Origin of the sequence: Mycolicibacterium sp. lyk4-40-TYG-92 (genome assembly GCF_030209435.1) — a bacterium.
Classification (GTDB): domain Bacteria; phylum Actinomycetota; class Actinomycetes; order Mycobacteriales; family Mycobacteriaceae; genus Mycobacterium.
Map to the genome: position 1 here is coordinate 36,126 of NZ_JARVRX010000022.1, position 19,478 is coordinate 55,603.

At 67.7% G+C, this 19,478-nt stretch carries 20 protein-coding genes; 4 read left to right on the forward strand and 16 right to left on the reverse strand.

Features of this window, described 5'->3' with window-relative positions; translation table 11 throughout:
• Positions 1-6 precede the first annotated feature (6 nt).
• The 4 genes from QRN63_RS26895 to rplS form a co-directional block, all read right to left on the reverse strand.
• Positions 7-312, reverse strand: a complete 306-nt coding sequence (locus QRN63_RS26895) for a DUF2469 domain-containing protein (protein WP_267316933.1) — start codon at positions 310-312, stop codon at positions 7-9.
• Between the two features lie 83 nt (positions 313-395).
• Positions 396-1,079, reverse strand: a complete 684-nt coding sequence (locus QRN63_RS26900) for a ribonuclease HII (protein ID WP_502888198.1) — start codon at positions 1,077-1,079, stop codon at positions 396-398.
• A 15-nt stretch (positions 1,080-1,094) separates the two neighbouring features.
• Entirely contained in the window at positions 1,095-1,970 is an 876-nt protein-coding gene (lepB, locus tag QRN63_RS26905) for a signal peptidase I (RefSeq protein ID WP_285033950.1), read from the reverse strand.
• Positions 1,971-2,013: 43 nt separating this feature from the next.
• Complete coding sequence (gene rplS, locus QRN63_RS26910) at positions 2,014-2,355, reverse strand: 50S ribosomal protein L19 (RefSeq protein ID WP_020103768.1); 342 nt, start codon at positions 2,353-2,355, stop codon at positions 2,014-2,016.
• A 319-nt stretch (positions 2,356-2,674) separates the two neighbouring features.
• Here rplS and QRN63_RS26915 point away from each other — a divergent pair, with 319 nt between their 5' ends.
• Positions 2,675-3,595 (forward strand): serine hydrolase, encoded by a 921-nt coding sequence (locus QRN63_RS26915; RefSeq protein ID WP_267316931.1) that lies wholly within the window; start codon positions 2,675-2,677, stop codon positions 3,593-3,595.
• Positions 3,596-3,626: 31 nt separating this feature from the next.
• Here the strand turns inward: QRN63_RS26915 and trmD are convergent, their stop codons facing one another.
• The 5 genes from trmD to QRN63_RS26940 form a co-directional block, all read right to left on the reverse strand.
• Positions 3,627-4,313, reverse strand: a complete 687-nt coding sequence (gene trmD, locus QRN63_RS26920; RefSeq protein WP_267316930.1) for a tRNA (guanosine(37)-N1)-methyltransferase TrmD — start codon at positions 4,311-4,313, stop codon at positions 3,627-3,629.
• A 5-nt stretch (positions 4,314-4,318) separates the two neighbouring features.
• Complete coding sequence (gene rimM / locus QRN63_RS26925) at positions 4,319-4,846, reverse strand: ribosome maturation factor RimM (protein ID WP_285033954.1); 528 nt, start codon at positions 4,844-4,846, stop codon at positions 4,319-4,321.
• 2 nt (positions 4,847-4,848) lie between these two features.
• On the reverse strand, positions 4,849-5,091 hold the full coding sequence (locus tag QRN63_RS26930) for an RNA-binding protein (protein ID WP_003881089.1): 243 nt from the start codon (positions 5,089-5,091) through the stop codon (positions 4,849-4,851).
• Positions 5,088-5,564, reverse strand: coding sequence for a 30S ribosomal protein S16 (gene rpsP, locus QRN63_RS26935; protein ID WP_135356993.1), 477 nt, complete (start codon positions 5,562-5,564; stop codon positions 5,088-5,090). Before rpsP ends, QRN63_RS26930 begins: the two co-directional genes overlap by 4 nt.
• A gap of 174 nt (positions 5,565-5,738) precedes the next feature.
• Positions 5,739-6,200 carry a nuclear transport factor 2 family protein gene (locus tag QRN63_RS26940; RefSeq protein WP_285033990.1) on the reverse strand — a complete coding sequence of 154 codons (462 nt, stop codon included), beginning with the start codon at positions 6,198-6,200 and terminating at the stop codon, positions 5,739-5,741.
• A 72-nt stretch (positions 6,201-6,272) separates the two neighbouring features.
• Between QRN63_RS26940 and QRN63_RS26945 the strand changes: the two genes are divergently transcribed.
• Together QRN63_RS26945 and QRN63_RS26950 are read left to right on the forward strand one after the other, a co-directional pair.
• On the forward strand, positions 6,273-7,151 hold the full coding sequence (locus QRN63_RS26945) for a D-alanyl-D-alanine carboxypeptidase family protein (RefSeq protein ID WP_410506042.1): 879 nt from the start codon (positions 6,273-6,275) through the stop codon (positions 7,149-7,151).
• Positions 7,152-7,226: 75 nt separating this feature from the next.
• Complete coding sequence (locus tag QRN63_RS26950; RefSeq protein WP_285033992.1) at positions 7,227-8,060, forward strand: D-alanyl-D-alanine carboxypeptidase family protein; 834 nt, start codon at positions 7,227-7,229, stop codon at positions 8,058-8,060.
• Between the two features lies 1 nt (position 8,061).
• On the opposite strand, the gene QRN63_RS26955 is transcribed toward QRN63_RS26950, so the two are convergent.
• Positions 8,062-9,126 (reverse strand): amidohydrolase family protein, encoded by a 1,065-nt coding sequence (locus QRN63_RS26955; RefSeq protein ID WP_285033993.1) that lies wholly within the window; start codon positions 9,124-9,126, stop codon positions 8,062-8,064.
• Between the two features lie 5 nt (positions 9,127-9,131).
• The gene (gene ffh / locus QRN63_RS26960) at positions 9,132-10,709 is read right to left on the reverse strand and encodes a signal recognition particle protein (RefSeq protein ID WP_285033995.1); all 1,578 of its coding nucleotides are present in this window, start codon (positions 10,707-10,709) and stop codon (positions 9,132-9,134) included.
• Positions 10,710-10,843: 134 nt separating this feature from the next.
• On the opposite strand from ffh, the gene QRN63_RS26965 reads away from it, so the two are divergent.
• Positions 10,844-12,289: an FAD-dependent monooxygenase gene (locus QRN63_RS26965; protein ID WP_285033997.1), complete on the forward strand. Its 1,446-nt coding sequence runs from the start codon at positions 10,844-10,846 to the stop codon at positions 12,287-12,289.
• On the opposite strand, the gene QRN63_RS26970 is transcribed toward QRN63_RS26965, so the two are convergent.
• The 5 genes from QRN63_RS26970 to QRN63_RS26990 all read right to left on the reverse strand — a co-directional run.
• The gene (locus QRN63_RS26970) at positions 12,270-14,762 is read right to left on the reverse strand and encodes a [protein-PII] uridylyltransferase (RefSeq protein ID WP_502888199.1); all 2,493 of its coding nucleotides are present in this window, start codon (positions 14,760-14,762) and stop codon (positions 12,270-12,272) included. The genes QRN63_RS26965 and QRN63_RS26970 overlap by 20 nt on opposite strands.
• A gap of 23 nt (positions 14,763-14,785) precedes the next feature.
• Positions 14,786-15,124: a P-II family nitrogen regulator gene (locus QRN63_RS26975; protein WP_155905933.1), complete on the reverse strand. Its 339-nt coding sequence runs from the start codon at positions 15,122-15,124 to the stop codon at positions 14,786-14,788.
• 60 nt (positions 15,125-15,184) lie between these two features.
• Positions 15,185-16,504: an ammonium transporter gene (locus QRN63_RS26980; protein WP_285034001.1), complete on the reverse strand. Its 1,320-nt coding sequence runs from the start codon at positions 16,502-16,504 to the stop codon at positions 15,185-15,187.
• A 250-nt stretch (positions 16,505-16,754) separates the two neighbouring features.
• Positions 16,755-18,116 (reverse strand): signal recognition particle-docking protein FtsY, encoded by a 1,362-nt coding sequence (gene ftsY / locus QRN63_RS26985; protein ID WP_267316921.1) that lies wholly within the window; start codon positions 18,114-18,116, stop codon positions 16,755-16,757.
• Between the two features lie 112 nt (positions 18,117-18,228).
• A partial coding sequence (locus QRN63_RS26990; protein WP_285034003.1) for an HNH endonuclease signature motif containing protein occupies positions 18,229-19,478 on the reverse strand: 1,250 nt, incomplete at its 5' end.

Sequence of the window (19,478 nt, forward strand, 5' to 3'; positions counted from 1 at the left end):
CGCGGGCTATTCGGGCAGGCGCAGTTCGGGCTTCTCGACCTCTTCGATGTTGACATCTTTGAAGGTGATGACCCGGACCTGCTTGACGAACCGCGCCGGCCGGTACATGTCCCAGACCCAGGCATCGGCCAGACGCAGCTCGAAGTAGACCTCACCCTCGGCGTTGCGCGGGATCAGCTCGACACTGTTGGCCAGGTAGAAGCGCCGCTCGGTCTCCACGACGTAACTGAACTGCCCGACGATGTCCTTGTACTCGCGGTACAGCGAGAGCTCCATCTCGGTTTCATACTTCTCGAGATCCTCGGCACTCATCGGCACAGACTCATCAGTTCAGCGGTCCTTCGGTTCTTGCGGGCCATGTCTTGTTCGGATTGGCTACTGGTTCCCATTTTTCCTCACCCGGATCGGCAGCGCTGCCCTATCGCCGGGTTGGCAGCCAGCTTGCGCACATTGGCGAACGAGAACCGGTGTTCGGGGCACGGCCCCAGTTCGGCCAGTGCCGCGGTGTGCGCGGGAGTGCTGTACCCCTTGTGTACCGCAAAGCCGTAGCCCGGATGCACGGTGTCCATCTCGACCATCAGCCGGTCGCGGCTGACCTTGGCCAGCACGCTCGCCGCGGCGATGCACGCGGCCGCGGCGTCCCCGCTGACCACCGGCAGCGATGGCACCGACAGGCCCGGCACCCGGAACCCGTCGGAGAGCACGTAGCCCGGCCGCAGCGGCAGACCTGCGACCGCACGCCGCATGCCTTCGATGTTGGCGATGTGCACCCCGCGCCGGTCGACCTCGACCGACGGAATGAACACCACGTGGTACGCGAGCGCATAACGCCGGATCAACGGGAACAGCCGTTCCCGTTCGGCCTCGTTCAACTTCTTCGAGTCATCTAGTGCCGTCAGGCTTTCCAGTCGATTCGGGCCCAACACGCAGGCCGCGACGACGAGCGGGCCGGCGCAGGCGCCACGGCCCACCTCGTCCACCCCGGCAACCGGCCCCAGGCCGCCGCGATACAGCGCGGACTCCAGGGTGCGCAGGCCCGCGGACTTGCGGATCACTGTGCGGGGCGGCCAAACCGGCAACGGAAATCCTAAAACCTATTGTCCGGTCTGTGGATTGACGGTGACGACACCGCCCCAGCGCGACGGCGGCCAGGCGATGAACCGGGCCTTTCCGATCACGTTGGCAACGGGCACGGTGCCCGCGGTCGGATCGCCGGTGCACATCAGCGCGTTGATGGCGTCCGTCGGCGTGTTCGTGCAATGCGCGCGCGAGTCGGCCGAGTGGGTGCGGTTGTCCCCCATCACCCAGAGGCGGCCGTCCGGCACCTTCACCGGGCCGAACTCGTTGCCCAGGCACGGGTCCGTCGCCGGGTCGACCATCATGGTCGCCGGGTCCAGGTACGGCTCCTTGAGCTTCTTGCCGTCGACCGTCAACCCCGTCGAGTTGCGGCACTGCACCGTCTGGCCACCCACCGCGATGACGCGCTTGACCAGATCGTTCTCATCGGGCGGCACGAAGCCGACGACCGAGAGTGCATTCTGGATCCAGCGCATGGTCGGGTTGTCCGAACGGATCGACTTGTAGCTGATGTTCCAGTTCGGCGGGCCCTTGAAGACCACCACATCACCCGGCTCCGGCGAGCTGAACCGGTAGGTCAGCTTGTCCACCATGATCCGGTCGCCGACACAGCCGCTGCAGCCGTGCAGCGTGGGCTCCATGGACTCCGACGGAATCAGGTACGGCCGCGCGACGAACGTCAGCACGAGGTAGTACAGCAGCACCGCTGTGACAACGAGGACGACACCTTCGCGCAGCGCGGCGAGCTTCGACTTGGGCTTCTCGTCGGTCGCTTCGGCCTCGTCGGTCGCTTCGGCCTCGTCGGCCTCGTCGGCCTTGCCGCTCGCTGTCGTGTCGGCGTCGTCCGTCGTCGGACTGTCCGGAGTGGTGCTGTCTTCGCTTGGGCCGGTCACGGCACCAGGCTAATCAGCTCGGCGGAAAGGTCGCCGAACAAGCTCAGCGCTTTTCCTTGATCTTGGCCTTCTTGCCACGGAGCTCGCGCAGGTAGTACAGCTTGGCGCGACGGACGTCACCGCGGGTGACGACGTCGATGTGGTCGATGTTCGGCGAGTGCACCGGGAAGGTCCGCTCGACGCCGACGCCGTAGCTCTCCTTGCGGACGGTGAAGGTCTCACCGATGCCGCCGCCCTGGCGACGGATCACGACGCCCTTGAACACCTGGATGCGGTGCTTGTTGCCCTCGATGACCTTGACGTGCACATTGAGGGTGTCGCCGGGGTTGAAGGCCGGGATGTCGTCGCGCAGCGACGCCTGGTCGACGAAGTCCAGCGTTTTCATCGGTGACACTTCCTTGCTAACTCGCGGGCTACAGCCGCCGGACACCATGCGGCGCGACGGAAAGCCATTCTCTTTACGGACGTACTTGGTCGGATGCCATAGCGGGCGGGGACACATCCGAAAACAGACGCCGACCCCGCGCCCAGCGCAGACAACTGCTCAATTGTGCCAGACAGCCGCCGGGTCACGAAATCGTGACCCCAGCCGGCCCGCTGCAGCAGACATCACACGCGGCGCCGCCACAGACGTCACACCCAACACACGATTACCCGTTACGCTGATCAATCATATTTTTATCCGTCGTGATCCGAGGAGACTCATGCGCCCGCAGCAATTGAAGCTGCTGACCATCACCGCTGCCGCGGCAACGGTGATGCTCACAGCTGGTTGCGAGGCCAAGGTCTACGGGGCCGCGCCGCCGAACAAGATCGCGCTGACCGTCGTACCGGTCGTCACCGCACTGGAGATGCCGGAGGCTCCGGCCGCCGAGCCCGCCGCGGCCCTGACGGGCCTCGATGCTCGCGAACGTAGTGCCACCAACGATGCCGCCGCCGCCGGCGCGTCGATCAGCGCCGCGGTTCTCGATCGCAACACGGGCCAACTGATCGCGACCGGCGACAAGTCCGCCATGCCCATCGCGTCGGTGGCCAAGTTGTTCATTGCCGACGATCTGCTGTTGCAGGAGGCGAAGGGCCAAATCGAGCTCACCGCGGCCGACCGTCAGTCGCTGGACACCATGCTCCGCTCGTCGGACGACTCCGCGGCCGAGGTGTTCTGGAATCGCAGTGGCGGCAACAGCGTCATCACGCGCGTCGCGGCCCGCTACGGGCTGAGCTCCACGTCGGTGCCGTACGACGGCAAGTGGTGGAACACCATGAGCACCACGACCGACCTGGTGCACTACTACGACCAGTTGTTGAACGGCTCCGGCGGGCTGCCGCCGGAGCGGGCCAGCATCATCCTGGCGAATCTGGCCGCGTCCACGCCTGCCGGCGCCGACGGCTACCCGCAGCGCTTCGGCATCCCGGACGGCCTCTACGGCGAACCGGTTGCGGTGAAGCAAGGCTGGATGCCGGAGTGGGGCGGCAACAACTGGATGCACATGTCGACGGGCGTGATCGGCGCCGACCGGCGCTACGTGATGGCGATCGGCTCGCTGCAGCCCACCGATGACGCCACGGCACGCGCCACGATCACCAATGCCGTCAAGACGATGTTCCCGGGCGGGCGGATCAGCTAGCCGGGGCGAGCGAAGCGACGCCGGAATCGGTCTAGCGCAACAGGTCAGGTCTTCTTTCCCGCGTCCGTTGCAGGCCCTGTTCGCGGCGCCAGGCGGCGACCTTGGCGTGGTCGCCCGACAGCAGCACCGGCGGCACCTCGAGGTCACGCCAGACCGGTGGCCGGGTGTAGCTCGGCCCCTCCAGCACTCCCCCGACGTGCGCCGAATGCGAATCATCTTGGTGCGACGCCGGATTGCCCAGGACATCGGGCAGCAACCGGACAACGGCTTCGATCATCACGAGCGCCGCGGACTCGCCGCCGGGCAGCACGTAATCACCGATCGACACCTCTTCGACCCGCATGCGCCGGGCGGCGTCGTCGGCCACCCGCTGGTCGATGCCCTCGTAGCGGCCACAGGCGAACACCAGGTGCTTCTCAGTCGTCCACCGGTGCGCGTGTTCCTGTGTAAACAACCGGCCGGCCGGCGTCGGGACCACCAGAACCGTTTCCGGCGTGCAGATTTCGTCGAGGGCGGCGCCCCAGATGGGCGCTTTCATCACCATGCCCGGTCCCCCGCCATACGGGGAGTCGTCGACCGACTTGTGGACGTCATGCGTCCAGTTCCGCAGGTCGTGCACACCGAGCTGGACGGTGCCGTTGGCGATGGCCTTCCCCGGCAGGGACTGCTGCAGCGCATCGAGATACGCCGGGAAGATGGTGACGACGTCAATCCGCATGGATGTCAGTCCATCTCGAGCAGGCCGTCGGGGGGATCGATCTCCACCAGACCGTCGGCCAGCGACACCGTCGGCACCATCTGGGTGACGAACGGCACCAACACCTCGGCACCGGGTTCTGTTCGGATGGAGAGCAATTCGCCGCCGGGAGTGTGCAGCACCTCGGTCACCACACCCACGTCGACGCCGTCGACGGTGCGGACCTTGAGGCCCTCGAGCTGGTGATCGTAGAACTCGTCGGGCTCTTCGATGGGCGGCAGACTGGCGGAGTCCACCAGAAATAGCGTGCCGCGCAACGCATCTGCCGCATTGCGGTCGGCCACACCCTCGAGACGCACGAGCAGCCGGCCGCCGTGCTCGCGCATCGATTCGACGACATAGGTGCGTTCGGGACCGGGATTTCGGGCTCCCGGTTTACCACGCAGCGATGATCCCGGCGAGAAACGCTCGCCGGGATCATCGGTACGTACGTCGACGACAACCTCGCCGCTGATGCCATGCGCCTTGATGACGCGGCCGACCACGAGGTCCATATTTACTGGTCGGTGTCCACCACGTCGACGCGGATGCCGCGGCCGCCGATACCGGCGACCAGCGTCCGCAGCGCGGTGGCAGTGCGGCCGCCGCGCCCGATGACCTTGCCCAGGTCGTCGGGGTGCACGTGCACCTCGACGGTACGACCGCGGCGACTGGTCACCATGTCGACCCGGACGTCGTCAGGGTTGTCGACGATCCCGCGGACCAGGTGCTCTACGGCGTCGACGACGACACTGCTCATTCGGCGGGCGCTTCGGCCTCAGATGCAGAAGCCTCGGTGTCGGCGGCAGGGGTCTCGGCGGCCGCCTCAGCAGCCTCTTCCTTCTTGTCCTTGCGCTTCTTCAGCGTCACGGCCTCGCCACCGGGGGCGGCGTCGGCGTTGGCCAGCGCGGCGTTGAACAGGTCCAGCTTGGACGGCTTGGGCTCCTTGACCTTCAGGGTGCCCTCGGCGCCCGGCAGGCCCTTGAACTTCTGCCAGTCACCGGTGATCTTCAGCAGGGCGGCGACCGGCTCGGTCGGCTGTGCGCCGACGCCCAGCCAGTACTGCGCGCGCTCCGAATCGATCTCGATCAGGCTCGGCTCTTCCTTCGGGTGGTACCGGCCGATGACCTCGATGGCGCGGCCGTCGCGGCGGGTGCGCGCGTCGGCGACGATGATGCGGTACTGGGGGTTGCGGATCTTGCCAAGCCGGGTGAGCTTGATCTTGACAGCCATGTTCTGCACTTCTCCTGATGATTGCCACGCTGCAATTCAGCGACTCAGGCGGATTGCCCGGTCCGGTCTTGCCTCACGTGTGTGACTGCCGCGCGGCGCATTGAACGAGTCGCGGACAGACAGCCGACCATTCTGCCAGAGCAGCTGCGACCGGCCCAAATCCCGTGGGCGGCGCTAGACCACCCGGTCGAAGCACTTGGTCTCGACGCGGCGCGTCATGCGCCACCCCTCGGCGGTACGGACGAACTCGTCCTCGTACCAGAGACCGCAGAACAGCACCTGGGGCTGCGCGTCGGCTTCGGCCGAGCCTTGCCCCGTCGCTTCGCTCGCCCCGGTGGGCAGCACCATCGGGTTGAAACAGATGGTGCGCGATTTCGCGGTGTCACCGGTGATGGTGACGTCGAAATTGCCGAGCATGTGCGCGTAGGCCGGGAAATTCGGCAGCACCTGCGCCAGCCATTCCTTGACCTCGGGGAAATGTCCGTCGATGCCGCCCATCGCCCGGTAGTCGATGTAGGCATCGGGTGTGAAAACCCGTGCCAGATCGTCGAATTGACGGGTGTCGATGGCCGTCGAGTAGGCGACCAACAGCTGTTGGATTTCCAGACGGTCCGAGATCTCTTCCAGACTCAGCATCATCCGATTGAACACCACCGGACCGTCGCCGAGACGACACCGTCCAGGTTCGGCCAGTAGGCTGCTGGCTCCATGGGAAGGTTCGCAACCGCCGTCATGGCGACCCTGACGCTCGTGTTCCTCGTCGCGCCGCCGGTGGCGGCCGCCGACCCCGACATCCAGCCGGTCGGCACCGTGCAGATTCCGGCGGGGCCGGCCCCGGCCTGGATCGTCGCCGACATGGATTCGGGCCAGATCCTCGCCGGGCAGGACATCGACCTGCGCCATCCGCCCGCCAGCACCATCAAGACGCTGCTGGCGCTGACCGCGCTCAGTGAGCTGCCGAGCCTGGACGCGACCGTGGCCGGCACCGTCGCCGACACCCAGGTGGAGTGCAACTGCGCCGGCATCGTCCCCGGCCACGTCTACACCGCCCGTCAGCTGTTGGACGCCGTGCTGCTCGCCTCGGGCAACGACGCCGCCAACGCCCTGGCCGACATGATCGGCGGCTACGACGTCGCCGTTGCCAAGATGAATGCCAAGGCCGCCGCGATCGGCGCCGTCGACACCCACGCCGCCACCCCGTCGGGCCTCGACGGCGCGGGCGGTTCGGGCTGGACCACACCCCGGGACCTGGCCATCATCTTCCGCGCCGCGATGGCCAACCCGTACTTCGCGCAGATCACCGCGCAGCCCGCCGCGACGTTCCCCGGCAAGAACGGCAACGAGCAGATCGTCAACGAGAACCAGCTGCTGCAGCGGTACCCGGGCACCATCGGCGGCAAAACCGGCTTCACCAACGCCGCCAAGAAGACTTACGTGGCCGCCGCCGACCGCGGCGGACGCCGGCTGGTCATCGCAATGATGTACGGCCTGGTCCACGAGGGCGGCCCGACCTACTGGGATCAGGCCGCGCAGCTGCTGGACTGGGGCTTCGCGCAGGACCGCTCGGTCAGCGTCGGCTCGCTCTAGCCCGAAAACAACCGATACCCGACCGGAATCTCGGCGCGAGCTGATCGCAGCCTGGAGTCCGTAGCGTCGGCGCTCGTGCGCAAACTGTTCACGGCGACCGCGCTGGCACTCGGCGCGATTCTGGCGGCGCCGCTCGCAACACCCTTCGCGACGGCCGAACCCACCGGGCAACCCACGGGCGCACAGGCATTCGCCAACGGCCCGGCCAAAGCGTGGCTGGTCGCCGACCTCGACACCGGCCAGGTGCTGGCGTCACAGGATCCGGGCGGCTCATACGCGCCGGCCAGCACCATCAAGCCGCTGCTGGCCATGGTGGTCCTGGACAACCTGCGTCCGGATGCCCTGGGACGCGCCAACGAGTCGCACACCAAGGTCGAGTGTTCGTGCGTCGGGCTCAAACCCGGCCAGGTCTATTCGGTGCGCCAGCTCCTGGATGCGCTGCTGATGGTGTCGGGCAATGACGCCGCGAACATGCTGGCGGACATGCTCGGCGGCCAGCGCGTCACGGTGGCCGCCATGAATCGCAAGGCCGCGGCGCTCGGCGCCCGCAGCACCCGCGCAGGTTCACCGTCGGGGCTCGACGGACCCGGCTGGGAGTCGATCACCACACCGCGCGATCTCGGGGTGATCTACCGGGCGGCGCTGACGTATCCCGTGATCGCCGAGATCTTCCGGCAGACGTCGGCTCAGTTTCCCGGCAAGACCCTGACCAGTCAGAACGAGTTGCTGACGGGATACCCGGGTGATGTCGCCGGCAAGACCGGCTACACGGACCGGGCCCGCAAGACCTACGTGGGCGCGGCGCAACGAGGTAACCACCGGCTGGTCGTGGTGCAGATGTACGGCACCGGCGATCTCTACCCGCAGGCACGGCAGCTGCTGGACTGGGGTTTCAGCCAATACGCCTGAGTCAGTAGACCTGGCCGCGCAGCATGACCAACGTGGGGTGGTCGAGCACGCCCGGCAGCCGCGGGTCCTCGGCGTAGCAGACGAGATCGGCCGAGGCGCCGTGCTCCAATCCCGGACGCCCCAACCACTTTCGCGCATCCCAGCTGGCGGCGCCCAAGGCGTCCGTCGGGCTCAGTCCCACCCGGCCGAGGGCGGCAACCTCGTCGGCGATGCGGCCGTGGGCGATCATGCCGCCGGCATCGGTACCGGCGTAGATGGGTATGCCGGCCTCGTGGGCGGCACCGACGCGCTGCGGGCACGTCGCGTACAGATCGCGCATGTGCTTGGCATAGGTCGGAAACTTGGCCGCCTTCTCGGCGATCCCGGGGAAATTCTCGATGTTGATCAGGGTCGGCACCAGCGCCGTGCCGTGGGCGAGCATCAGCTCGATGATGTCGTCGGTGATCCCGGTGCCGTGCTCGATGCAGTCGATGCCGGCGTTGATCAGCCCCGGCAGCGCGTCCTCGCCGAAGACGTGCGCCGTGACCCGGGCACCGGCCGCATGAGCGGCGTCGATGGCCTGGCTGAGGACGTCGTCGGACCACAACGGCGCCAGGTCCCCCACGCCGCGGTCGATCCAGTCGCCGACCAGTTTGACCCACCCGTCACCGCGACGGGCCTGTTCGGCGACGTACTGCGGCAGCTGCGACTCGTCCTCGATGTCGATCGGCAGGCCGGGCAGGTAACGCTTGGGCCGGGCCAGGTGCCGGCCCGCCCGGATGATCCGTGGCAGATCGTCACGGTCGTCGAAGCTGCGGGTGTCGACCGGCGATCCGGCATCGCGCAGCAGCAGCGCACCGGCCTGCCGCTCGGTCTCGGCCTGCCGCTCGGCCTCGTCGGGCTCGACGGCGCCGCCCGGCCCGATACCGACGTGGCAGTGCGCGTCGACCAGGCCGGGGATGATCCAGCCGCCGTCGAAGATCGTCTCGGCGCCGGCGATCGGCTCGGCCGACAGCACGCCGCTGTGTATCCACCACTGCACCTCGTCGCCATCGGGCAATCCCCGACCGCGAACGTGCAGCGCCACGACGGCTACTTCTTCGGGAACTTCAGCTGCGACAGATCGAAGTCGGCAAGACCCGGCGGCAGCTCGTTGAGCCCCTGCGGCATGTTCGACAGGTCCGGGAAACCGCCCGGCAGCGCGCTCGGATCCAGGCCGAACGGATTGGCCGGCGCCTTCGGCGCCGTCGGGCCCCGGCCACCCTTCCGGCCCTTGCCCGCCTGCTTGTTCTTACCCTTGGCGGCCTTACGAGAGTTCTTGCGGCCGAACGGCATTCCCATCTGACCGGCCATCTGCGACATCATCTTGCGGGCTTCGAAGAAGCGGTCGACGAGCTGGTTGACCTCGGCCACCGTGACACCGGAACCGTTGGCGATGCGCAGGCGCCGCGAGGCGTTGATGATCTTCGGATCGGACCGCTCGGCGGGGGTCATGCCGCGGATGATGGCCTGGATGCGGTCCAGGTGGCTGTCGTCGACGGCCGCGAGGGCGTCCTTCATCTGACCGGCGCCCGGCAGCATGCCCAGCAGGTTCCCGATGGGACCCATCTTGCGGATCATCAGCATCTGCTCGAGGAAGTCCTCGAGCGTCAGTTCCCCGGAGCCGATCTTGGCGGCGGCCTCTTCGGCCTTCTTCTGGTCGAAGACCTGCTCGGCCTGCTCGATCAGGGTGAGCACGTCGCCCATGCCCAGGATGCGCGAGGCCATGCGGTCCGGGTGGAAGACGTCGAAGTCCTCGAGCTTCTCGCCGGCAGACGCGAACAGGATCGGCGCACCGGTGACCTCACGCACGGACAGCGCGGCACCACCGCGGGCGTCGCCGTCCAGTTTGGTCAGCACGACACCGGTGAAGCCGACACCCTCACGGAAGGCGTTGGCGGTGGTGACGGCGTCCTGACCGATCATCGCGTCGAGGACGAACAGCGTCTCGTCCGGCTTGACGGCGTCACGGATCGCGGCGGCCTGGGCCATCAGTTCCTCGTCGATACCGAGGCGGCCGGCGGTGTCGACGATCACGACGTCGAAGTGCTTGGCCTTGGCCTCGGCCAGACCCGCGGCCGCGACCGACACCGGGTCACCGGTGGTCATCTGGTCGATGGTCACGCCGTCGGGCGAGACCCCCGGGTGCGGCGCGAAGACGTTGACGCCCGCCCGCTCACCGACGATCTGCAGCTGGTTGACCGCCCCCGGGCGCTGCAGGTCACAGGCCACCAGCAGTGGGGTATGTCCTTGATCCTTAAGCCACTTCGACAGCTTGCCGGCGAGGGTCGTCTTACCGGAACCCTGCAGACCGGCGAGCATGATGACCGTCGGCGGCGTCTTGGCGAACGCCAGCTGGCGCGTCTCGCCGCCGAGGATGCCGATGAGCTCCTCGTTGACGATCTTGACGACCTGCTGCGCCGGGTTCAGCGCACCGGAGACTTCGGCGCCCTTGGCCCGTTCCTTGATCCGGCCGATGAACTCGCGCGTGACCGGCAACGACACGTCGGCCTCGAGCAGGGCCAGGCGGATTTCGCGGGCGGTGGCGTCGATATCGGCGTCGGTCAGCCGGCCCTTGCCGCGCAGACCCGACAGCGCACCGGTCAACCGGTCGGACAGGGATTCAAACACGGGGTTAAGCCTAACCGCAGCGCCCGTCGCCGGTACTTCGGCACCACCGTGCCCTTGACACGGTGACGTCCCGGCGCGCAGTATTTCATCACACGATGAATTCATTACCTGATGAATTAATTGAGGAGTCTGAGATGACCACCATGAACACCACGGACGTCGTCGTTGTCGGCGCCGGCCCGACGGGCCTGACGTTGGCATGCGAACTCGCCATGCGCGGTGTCGCGGTGCAGTTGCTCGAACAACGCCGCGACATCCCGAACATCACCCGGGCCTTCGGCGTGCACGCGCGGACCCTGGAACTGCTCGACGCCCGCGGTCTGGCCGACGAACTCGTGCAGCGCGGGCTCCCCGTCCAGAGCGTGAGCCCCGTTCCCGGCGCCGCGATCAACCTGCAGGAATTACCCACGCGCTACCCGATGGTGCTGATGGCACCGCAGAGCCTGACCGAACGGGTGCTGACCGCACGCGCCATCGAACTCGGCGTCGAAATCCGTTACGGCGCGCAGGTGGTCGGCCTGGCACAGGACAGCGACGGGGTCACCGTGCGACTCGCGGACCAGAGCTCGGTTCGCGCCGGTTACCTCGTCGGCTGCGACGGTGCGCACAGCCCGGTGCGCACGATGCTGGGCATCGGGTTCGCCGGCAAGCAGTACCAGACCCACATCCTGCTGGCAGATGTCCGGCTGGCGAACCCCCCGGCCGGTGGGCTGGCCGCCGCGAACAGTCCCGACGGCGTCGTACTGCTGGTCCCGTTCGGCGACGGCTGGTTCCGCGCCATCGCGTGGGACCGGACCCGGGAAGACGTGCCACTCGGCGAGCCGGTACCGCTTTCAGAGATCACGGACTCCCTGCACCGCATCGCGAAAACGGACTTCGGCGTCGGCGAGATGCGCTGGAGTACCCGATTCCTGTCCGAGCGCCGGCAGGCAGACCGGTATCGCGTCGGCCGCTGCTTCATCGCCGGGGACGCGGCCCACGTCCACTCACCCCTCGGGGCACAGGGCATGAACACCGGAATCCAGGATGCGATGAACCTGGGCTGGAAGCTGGCGTCGGCGGTCAAGGGCACCGCACCGGCCTGGCTGTTGGACAGCTATCAGCGCGAACGCCATGCCGTCGGCGCACAGGTGCTCAAACTCACCGACGCGTTCAATCAACTGGTCCTGGGCCGCAGCCTGCCGCGGCGACTCCTGCGGCGCATCGCGATCACCGCGCTACTGAGCACCGGGCCGACCAGGCGCGCCATGGGAGGGCGGCTCAGCGGAATCGGGATCAGTTATCCCCGCAAGCGCGGCGATCACCCGCTGGTCGGGCGACGGATGCCCGACGTGGCGTGCACCGGCACCCGGGTCTACGAACTGCTGCGTGACGGCCGATTCCTACTGCTGACCAAGAGGGGTCTGACGCTCGACCGCACCGACCTCACCTGCGCGGTCACAGTCGATGACCAGTTGCCGCCCGCCGTGCTGATCCGGCCCGACGGCTACGTCGCGTGGGCCGGGGACGCGGCAGCAGCCCCTGACGCCGTCACGAATTGGTGCGGAAGCGCCGAGCTCGCTAACTCACCTCGGCCGTGATCACCGCTGGCTTGACAGGCACGGGCGCAGGCAACACCGCGTAGAGATCCTGCTCGAACGCGGTCCGGGCCTCGGCGGCCGTGAAGTCCTCGGGAACCACCAGACCGAACGCGTCGACGACGGTGGCGCCCAGCGTCGTCACCTTGGCCCAGGCGATGTCCACGCCCTTGCGCTCGATCACCGCGGCCAGGCGGGCGAGCAGGCCGGGCCGGTCGGCGCTGCGGATCTGCACCACGAACTCTTCGTCCGAGGAACCCTCGAACCAGCGCACGCGGGGTGGCGCGATCGCGTGGTAGCCCGGCACCGCTGCCGGAATCTCACCGGCCCGCCGCGTCGCGGCCGGAGTTTCCTCGTCGCGCTGCTCGAGTGCGGCGATCACGTCGAGATCGCCGTCGAGCGCCAGGATGAACTGCTGGCGCAGCAGTTCGGCGGCCGGCGGCGCGCCGAAATGCGGCGACACCACGAACGTATTGATGGCCAGCCCCTCGTGGCTGTTGACCGACGCCGAATGCACCCGCAGCGAGTGCAGGGCCAGTACACCGGCAGCCTTGGACAGCAGGCCGCGCCGATCCGGGGCGAGCATCGTGACGTTGAACAGGTGCGCACTGTCCGCCGCGGTGAGCTCTACGTGGACACCGCTCTGGTCGGCTCGCGAAAGTAATTGTGGATCAATGGGATCGGGGTGCGGCAGGTCCTCCCCCGCCATCATCAGCCGGCACCGCCGGACCAGATCGCCGATCAGGGAGGCTTTCCAGTCGCCCCACACGCCGGGACCCGTGGCGAGCGAATCCGCCTCGGCCAGCGCGTGCAGCAGCTCCAGCAGTAGCGGATCGCCGCCCAACGCGTCGACCACCGCGGCAATGGTGTTGGGGTCCTGCAGGTCTCGCCGAGTCGCCGTCTCCGGCAACAGCAGGTGGTAGCGCACCATCTTGACCAGCACCTCGATATCGGCCGGCCACAGGCCGAGCCGGATACCGATCTGATTGGCCAGTTCGGCGCCGATCACACTGTGATCGCCACCACGGCCCTTGCCGATGTCATGCAGCAGCGCACCGAGCACCAGCAGATCGGGCCGGTCCACGCGGGTGGTGAAAGCGCTTGCCCGGGAAACGGTTTCGATCAGGTGCCGGTCGACGGTCCAGATGTGCACGACGTCGCGCGGCGGCAGGTCACGGATCGCGCCCCACTCCGGGAACAGCCGGCCCCACAGGCCGGTCCGGTCGAGGGCCTCCACGGTGGACACCGCACCCGGCCCGGCCGCCAGCATCACCAGCAGGTCGTTGAGTGCCTCTTTCGGCCACGGTGCCCGCAATTCGGGCGCCGACTCGGCCAGCCGCGCCAACGTCGAGGCCGCGATGGGCAGTCCGTTGGTGGCCGCCGCGGCGGCCACTCGGAGAATCAGGCCGGGGTCGCGCTGCGGCTTGGCGTCGCGGGCCAGGATCACCTCGCCGCCGAACTCCAGCACACCCTCGTCCAGCGGTCGCCGGACGGGCCGTTTGAGTGCCGCAAAGCCTCTGCGCGGCAAGGCATTCCCCGCGGTCCGCACGCCGGCGTCCACGTAGAAGCTGATGGTGCGGGCGGCATCGCTGATCATGCGCGCCAGATCGAAGCGGTCACCGATACCCAGCGCGGCGCCGACCTCGTCGGCGTACTGGGCCAGCACCATCTCGCGGCCCTTGTGAGAGACGCGATGGAGCTCGGTGCGAACGTTGAGAAGTGCCAGGTGAGCGTCGCCCAGGGTGCCGATCGGCGAAGCCACGGAACGACTCGGGTAGACGTCGGCCAACTGCGCCATGGCCAGTGCGTTGAGCAGCTGGACATCACGCAGGCCGCCGCGGCCGTTCTTCAGATCCGGTTCGGCACGGTGCGCGATCTGACCGGAACGCTCCCACCGCGCCGCGGCGTGTTCGATCAATTCGGTGAAGCGTGAGGTGATCCCGGTCCGCCACTGCCGCCGGGCCCCGCCGACCAACAGGGACGACAGATCCGAATCGCCGGCGATGTGCCGGGCGTCGAGCATGGCCAGCCCGGCAGAGACGTCACCGGCCGCGGTCTTGAGTGCCTGCGGCACCGTCCGGACGCTGTGATCGAGATGAATGTTGGCGTCCCACAACGGGTACCACAGCGCCTCGGCGACCTCGGTGACGTCGGCCTGCGGCAGGTCGTCGTGCAGGAGCATCAAATCCAGGTCGGAGTACGGCAGCATCTCCCGCCGTCCGAGACCGCCAGTGGCCACGATGGAGAATCCACTGGTCTCGGTGATACCGATCTCGGTTGCCTTTGCGGCAAGCCAGAATTCATACAGATCGACCAGAGCCTCGCGCAACGCCACCGAATCGAGGCGGCGCGCGCCGCCGGTGAGCAACTGCTCGACCGCAGCGCTCAGGTCGCTTGCCGGACGGGTTGATCCCGCTGCCGAAGCAGGCGAAACCGAAGTATCGTCGGCTCCGGCAGCGGAATCTGGTGTCTGCATTGTCATCTGGTGGTCAGCCGACGTCAGATGGCGTCGCTGCCCCGCTCACCCGTGCGGACGCGGACAACGGTCTCGACAGAGGTGACCCACACCTTGCCGTCACCGATCTTGCCCGTCCGCGCGGCCTGCACGATGACATCCACAACCTTGTCGACCGACGTGTCGTCGACGATGACCTCAACTCGAACCTTGGGCACGAAGTCCACCGAGTACTCAGCGCCACGGTAAACCTCGGTGTGGCCCTTCTGGCGCCCGTAGCCCTGCACCTCGCTGACGGTCATCCCGAGGATGCCCATCTGCTCGAGACCGGTCTTGACGTCTTCGAGCGTGAACGGCTTGACGATCGCCGTGATCAACTTCATTTGAGCAATTCCTTCCAAATAACCGCGGTACCCGTGGATGTCACCGTAAATCCTTCCCGATCACGCGAATTCATAAGCGGTTTCCGCGTGTTCGGCCTCGTCGATACCGTTGGCCTCGTCTTCGGTGTCAAGGCGCAGACCGATGGTGTACTTGACGATCAAGGCCAAGATAGCGGTACCGATCGCCGAGTACGCGAGCACCGCGAACGCACCGACGGCCTGACGCCACAGCTGGTCGAATCCACCGCCGTAGAACAGACCCTTGACCGCGGCCGGGGCCTCAGGAGCGGCCACCAGGCCGACCATCAGAGTGCCGAACAGACCACCGACCAGGTGGACGCCCACGACGTCGAGCGCGTCGTCGAAGCCCAGCTTGAACTTCAAGCCGACCGCCAGCGCACAGACCACACCGGCACCCGCACCGATCGCCAGCGCACCGAGCACGTTGACCGACGAGCAGGACGGGGTGATGGCCACCAGGCCGGCGACGATGCCCGATGCCGCGCCCAGGGAGGTGGCGTGACCGTCGCGAATCTTCTCCGTCAGCAGCCAGAACAGCATGGCGGCAGCGGTCGCCACGGTGGTGGTGATGAACGTCGACGCGGCGACACCGTCGGAGTTCAGCGCGGAGCCGGCGTTGAAGCCGTACCAGCCGAACCACAGCAGCCCGGCGCCCAGCATCACGAACGGCAGGTTGTGCGGCCGCATCGGGGTGGTGGGCCAGCCGGCCCGCTTGCCCAGGATGATCGCCAGCACCAGGCCCGCGGTACCGGAGTTGATGTGCACCGCGGTACCACCGGCGAAGTCGATTGCCTTGAGCTTGTTGGCAATCCAGCCGCCGTGCTCGCCGGTGATGCCGTCGAACGCGAACACCCAGTGCGCGACCGGGAAGTAGACGAAGGTGGCCCACAGGCCGGCGAACAGCAGCCAGCCGCCGAACTTGAGGCGGTCGGCGACGGCGCCGGAAATCAGGGCGACGGTGATGATCGCGAACATCAGCTGGAACGCCACGAACACCAGCTGTGGGATGGTCCCGGCGAGAGGAATCTTGACGGCCGCGGTGGCTCCCGCGGCCAGGTGCGGCACCAATGAGTTGCCACCGATGAGGCCCTTGAGTCCCCAGTACTGCGTCGGATCGCCGACGAAGCTCCACTTGTCGTTGCCGAATGCCAACGAGTAACCGAACAGCACCCACAACACGGTGACGACGCCCATGGCGCTGACGCTCATCATGATCATGTTGAGCACGCCCTTACGGCGCACCATGCCGCCGTAGAAGAACGCCAGACCGGGTGTCATCAACAGCACGAGCGCAGCACTCGCCAACATCCATGCTGTGTCACCGGTGTCCGGCGTGCCCAAGATAGGGAATCCATCCACTGGCCGCTTCCTCCTTCACCTATGTCATGGGCAGACGCCGATGACCTAGGCCAGAACTTTGCGCATCGGTTGTTTCGCCGACGGCGCGCGGGCGTTTCACGTATGTGAACGGATCGACCAGTTACGTTTCGGCGCGGTTAAGGCCCTCTTCGTCGGCCCTACGGCGCCGTGTGAACAGTCGTGAAAACCCCCTATTTCGGTCGAAATAGGGGGTTTTCACAAGTGTTCACGACAGCTCGGGAGGCGGCGGCTAGCCCAAGAGCGCGTCGACGAAGGCCGCAGGCTCGAACGGTGCCAGGTCGTCCGGTCCCTCGCCGAGGCCGACGAGCTTCACCGGTACGCCGAGCTCCTGCTGCACCCGGAACACGATGCCGCCCTTCGCGGTGCCGTCGAGTTTGGTCAGCACCACGCCGGTGATGTCGACCACCTCGGCGAACACGCGGGCCTGCGGCAGGCTGTTCTGGCCGATGGTGGCGTCGAGCACCAGCAGCACCTCGTCGACCTTGGCGCGCTTCTCGACGACGCGCTTGACCTTGCCCAGCTCGTCCATCAGACCGGTCTTGGTGTGCAGCCGGCCCGCCGTGTCCACCACGACGACGTCAGCGCCCGCTGCGATGCCCTTGTCGACGGCGTCGAACGCCACGGAGGCCGGGTCCGCGCCCTCGGGGCCGCGCACGATGTCAGCGCCGACGCGTGCGCCCCAGCTCTGCAGCTGGTCGGCCGCGGCGGCACGGAAGGTGTCTGCGGCGCCGAGTACGACGCGGCGGCCGTCGGCGACCAGCACGCGGGCCAATTTGCCGACGGTGGTGGTCTTGCCCGCTCCGTTGACGCCCACCACCAGCAACACCGACGGCTTGTCGGCGTGCGGCAGCGCCTTGATGGAGCGGTCCAGGTCGGTCCGCAGTTCGTTGATCAGCACGTCACGCAGCACCGCACGGGCGTCGGTCTCGGTGCGCACGTTGGCCTCGGCCATGCGGCTGCGCAGCGCGCTGACGATCGACTCGGTGGCGACCGGACCCAGGTCGGCGATCAGCAGAGTGTCTTCGATGGACTCCCACGAGTCCTCGTCGAGGTCGCCGCCACCCAGCAGGCCCAGCATGCTGCGGCCCAGCGTTGTCTGCGACTTGGCCAGGCGGCCACGTAGGCGCTCCAACCGGCCCGCGGTCGGTGCGATCTCATCGCGCGGAGCAACCTCTGGCTCGGGTTCAGCTTCCGGTTCGGGTGCTGCCTCCGGTTCAGGCTCGGGTGCTGCCTCAGGTTCGGGCGTGACCGTCGGCTCCGGCTCGGCAACGACTTCCGGCTGCTCGGCAACCACTTCCGGCTCGGCCACGACCTCCGGCTCGGGCAGCTGGACATCGGCGATGGTGCGCTTGCGCGAGTCCCGCGGAATCTCGGCGTCGTCGCCGACGGTCGGCAATTTCTCCGCGGTGTCCGAACTACTGAACGTGATGCCCGATGACGCCGTGTAGCCGCCGGAACGGTCCAGCTTCGGAGTCTCCTCCGGCGCGGACAACGAAATCCTGCTGCGCCGGTAGCGGACGAATCCGACCACCAGAGCGGTGACAACGAGAACAGCAACGATCGCTATCGCGATCCAGAGACCTTCCGACACCGTGCCATTCTGTCAGCCGCACCAAGTCCTGCCGCGCATGGCAGACGTGCCCCGGCCGGCGCAGACCGACACAACGATCGTCGCGGGCGGGCAGATCAATCGATCCGAGCACTCACCGCGGTGGTGGGATGTCGTTTTCAGTGGGCGTGTGTTGCTCGGTGGATGGCGGTGTTTCATCGGCTTGGCGGCCGCTTTCGCGGGCGGCTTCGCGTTCTTGGCGTTCTTTGCGTTGGCGCTCGAAGGCTTCTTGCGCGGCCTGCTGAGCGTCGATGTCGGCTTGGTTGAGGGCGCGCTCGTAGGCGATCTGCTGGGCCTGGTTCTGCGCCCGGGTGCGGCCGCGAATGGGCATCATGACGCCCCGGCCGGGGGCCGGCGGAGCGTCAGTGTCGAGGTCGGCGGAATCCGGCGGCGGCCCGTCCGGTAACGGCGTGTCAACCCGCCTGCGAGGGAACAGGATTCGGCTTCCGGGCACGCTGATATAGGTGTGACCGGTGGGCGCGGTCCACACAACGGTGCCATCGGGCTGCTGACGGTCCCGCCACCCATCGGGCCCGCCGTAAAACGTTTTCAGCAGGTGGTGTTTGCGGCACTTCGGGCTCAGATTGCCCGGATGGGTCGGCCCGGCCGGCCACGGAATCGTGTGGTCGATATCAGAGGCGGTAGCCGGGTGATCACACCCCGGGAACATGCACGTCATCGCCCGCATCCGCACGAACTCATCCATCGCCGCCGACGGCCGGTACCGCGCCACCGCGCCCAAATCGGTAGCCGAGGCGACGGCGCGGACCGTCGCGCCGCGCGCCACCAGATCCGCCAGCACCGCCGGCGGGACCGCCCCGCCACCGACGACATAGCCCACCGGGGTACGCACCGGCGCCGGGGGCTGAGCCGAAGACGGGACGGGAACGGGGCTGGGCGCCGCGTCAGCCGCCGGAGCAGGCGCGGGGTCGCCGGCCGCGTCGGCCGCAGCAGGGGCCGGTGCCTCGGCAGGCCGCGAATCGGCTGCCGGCTCAGATTGGGGCGTGACCACCGGCTCGATCACTGACTCAGGCACAGGCGCGGGCGGCGCTGGCTCAGGCACTAGCGGTGCGGCCGGATCCCCGGACAGCAGCGGATCAGCGACCGGCACCGGCAGGCCATCGGTGAGCACGTGAATCATCACCGCCGCCGCCCGCGCATCCGGCCCCGCCGCCGGGCAATCCGAGGCACCGCACTGACAGACCAGCCGGTCGCCGCGGGCCGCCAACACCCCCAGCGCATCGGCGCGGCGCTGCCCGAACGTACGCGGATCGCTCTCGCACACCTGCCGAGCCATCTCGGTCAACACCCGATCCAACAACTCCGCATCAGTAGCCAGCAACG

Coding starts and splice junctions, on each gene's coding strand:
- QRN63_RS26895 (WP_267316933.1), bottom strand. CDS start 312: ATGAGTGCCGAGGATCTCGAGAAGTATGAAACCGAGATGGAGCTCTCG.
- rplS (WP_020103768.1), bottom strand. CDS start 2,355: ATGAAAACGCTGGACTTCGTCGACCAGGCGTCGCTGCGCGACGACATC.
- QRN63_RS26915 (WP_267316931.1), top strand. CDS start 2,675: ATGCGCCCGCAGCAATTGAAGCTGCTGACCATCACCGCTGCCGCGGCA.
- trmD (WP_267316930.1), bottom strand. CDS start 4,313: ATGCGGATTGACGTCGTCACCATCTTCCCGGCGTATCTCGATGCGCTG.
- rimM (WP_285033954.1), bottom strand. CDS start 4,846: ATGGACCTCGTGGTCGGCCGCGTCATCAAGGCGCATGGCATCAGCGGC.
- QRN63_RS26930 (WP_003881089.1), bottom strand. CDS start 5,091: ATGAGCAGTGTCGTCGTCGACGCCGTAGAGCACCTGGTCCGCGGGATC.
- rpsP (WP_135356993.1), bottom strand. CDS start 5,564: ATGGCTGTCAAGATCAAGCTCACCCGGCTTGGCAAGATCCGCAACCCC.
- QRN63_RS26940 (WP_285033990.1), bottom strand. CDS start 6,200: ATGCTGAGTCTGGAAGAGATCTCGGACCGTCTGGAAATCCAACAGCTG.
- QRN63_RS26945 (WP_410506042.1), top strand. CDS start 6,273: ATGGGAAGGTTCGCAACCGCCGTCATGGCGACCCTGACGCTCGTGTTC.
- QRN63_RS26965 (WP_285033997.1), top strand. CDS start 10,844: ATGACCACCATGAACACCACGGACGTCGTCGTTGTCGGCGCCGGCCCG.
- QRN63_RS26970 (WP_502888199.1), bottom strand. CDS start 14,762: ATGCAGACACCAGATTCCGCTGCCGGAGCCGACGATACTTCGGTTTCG.
- QRN63_RS26975 (WP_155905933.1), bottom strand. CDS start 15,124: ATGAAGTTGATCACGGCGATCGTCAAGCCGTTCACGCTCGAAGACGTC.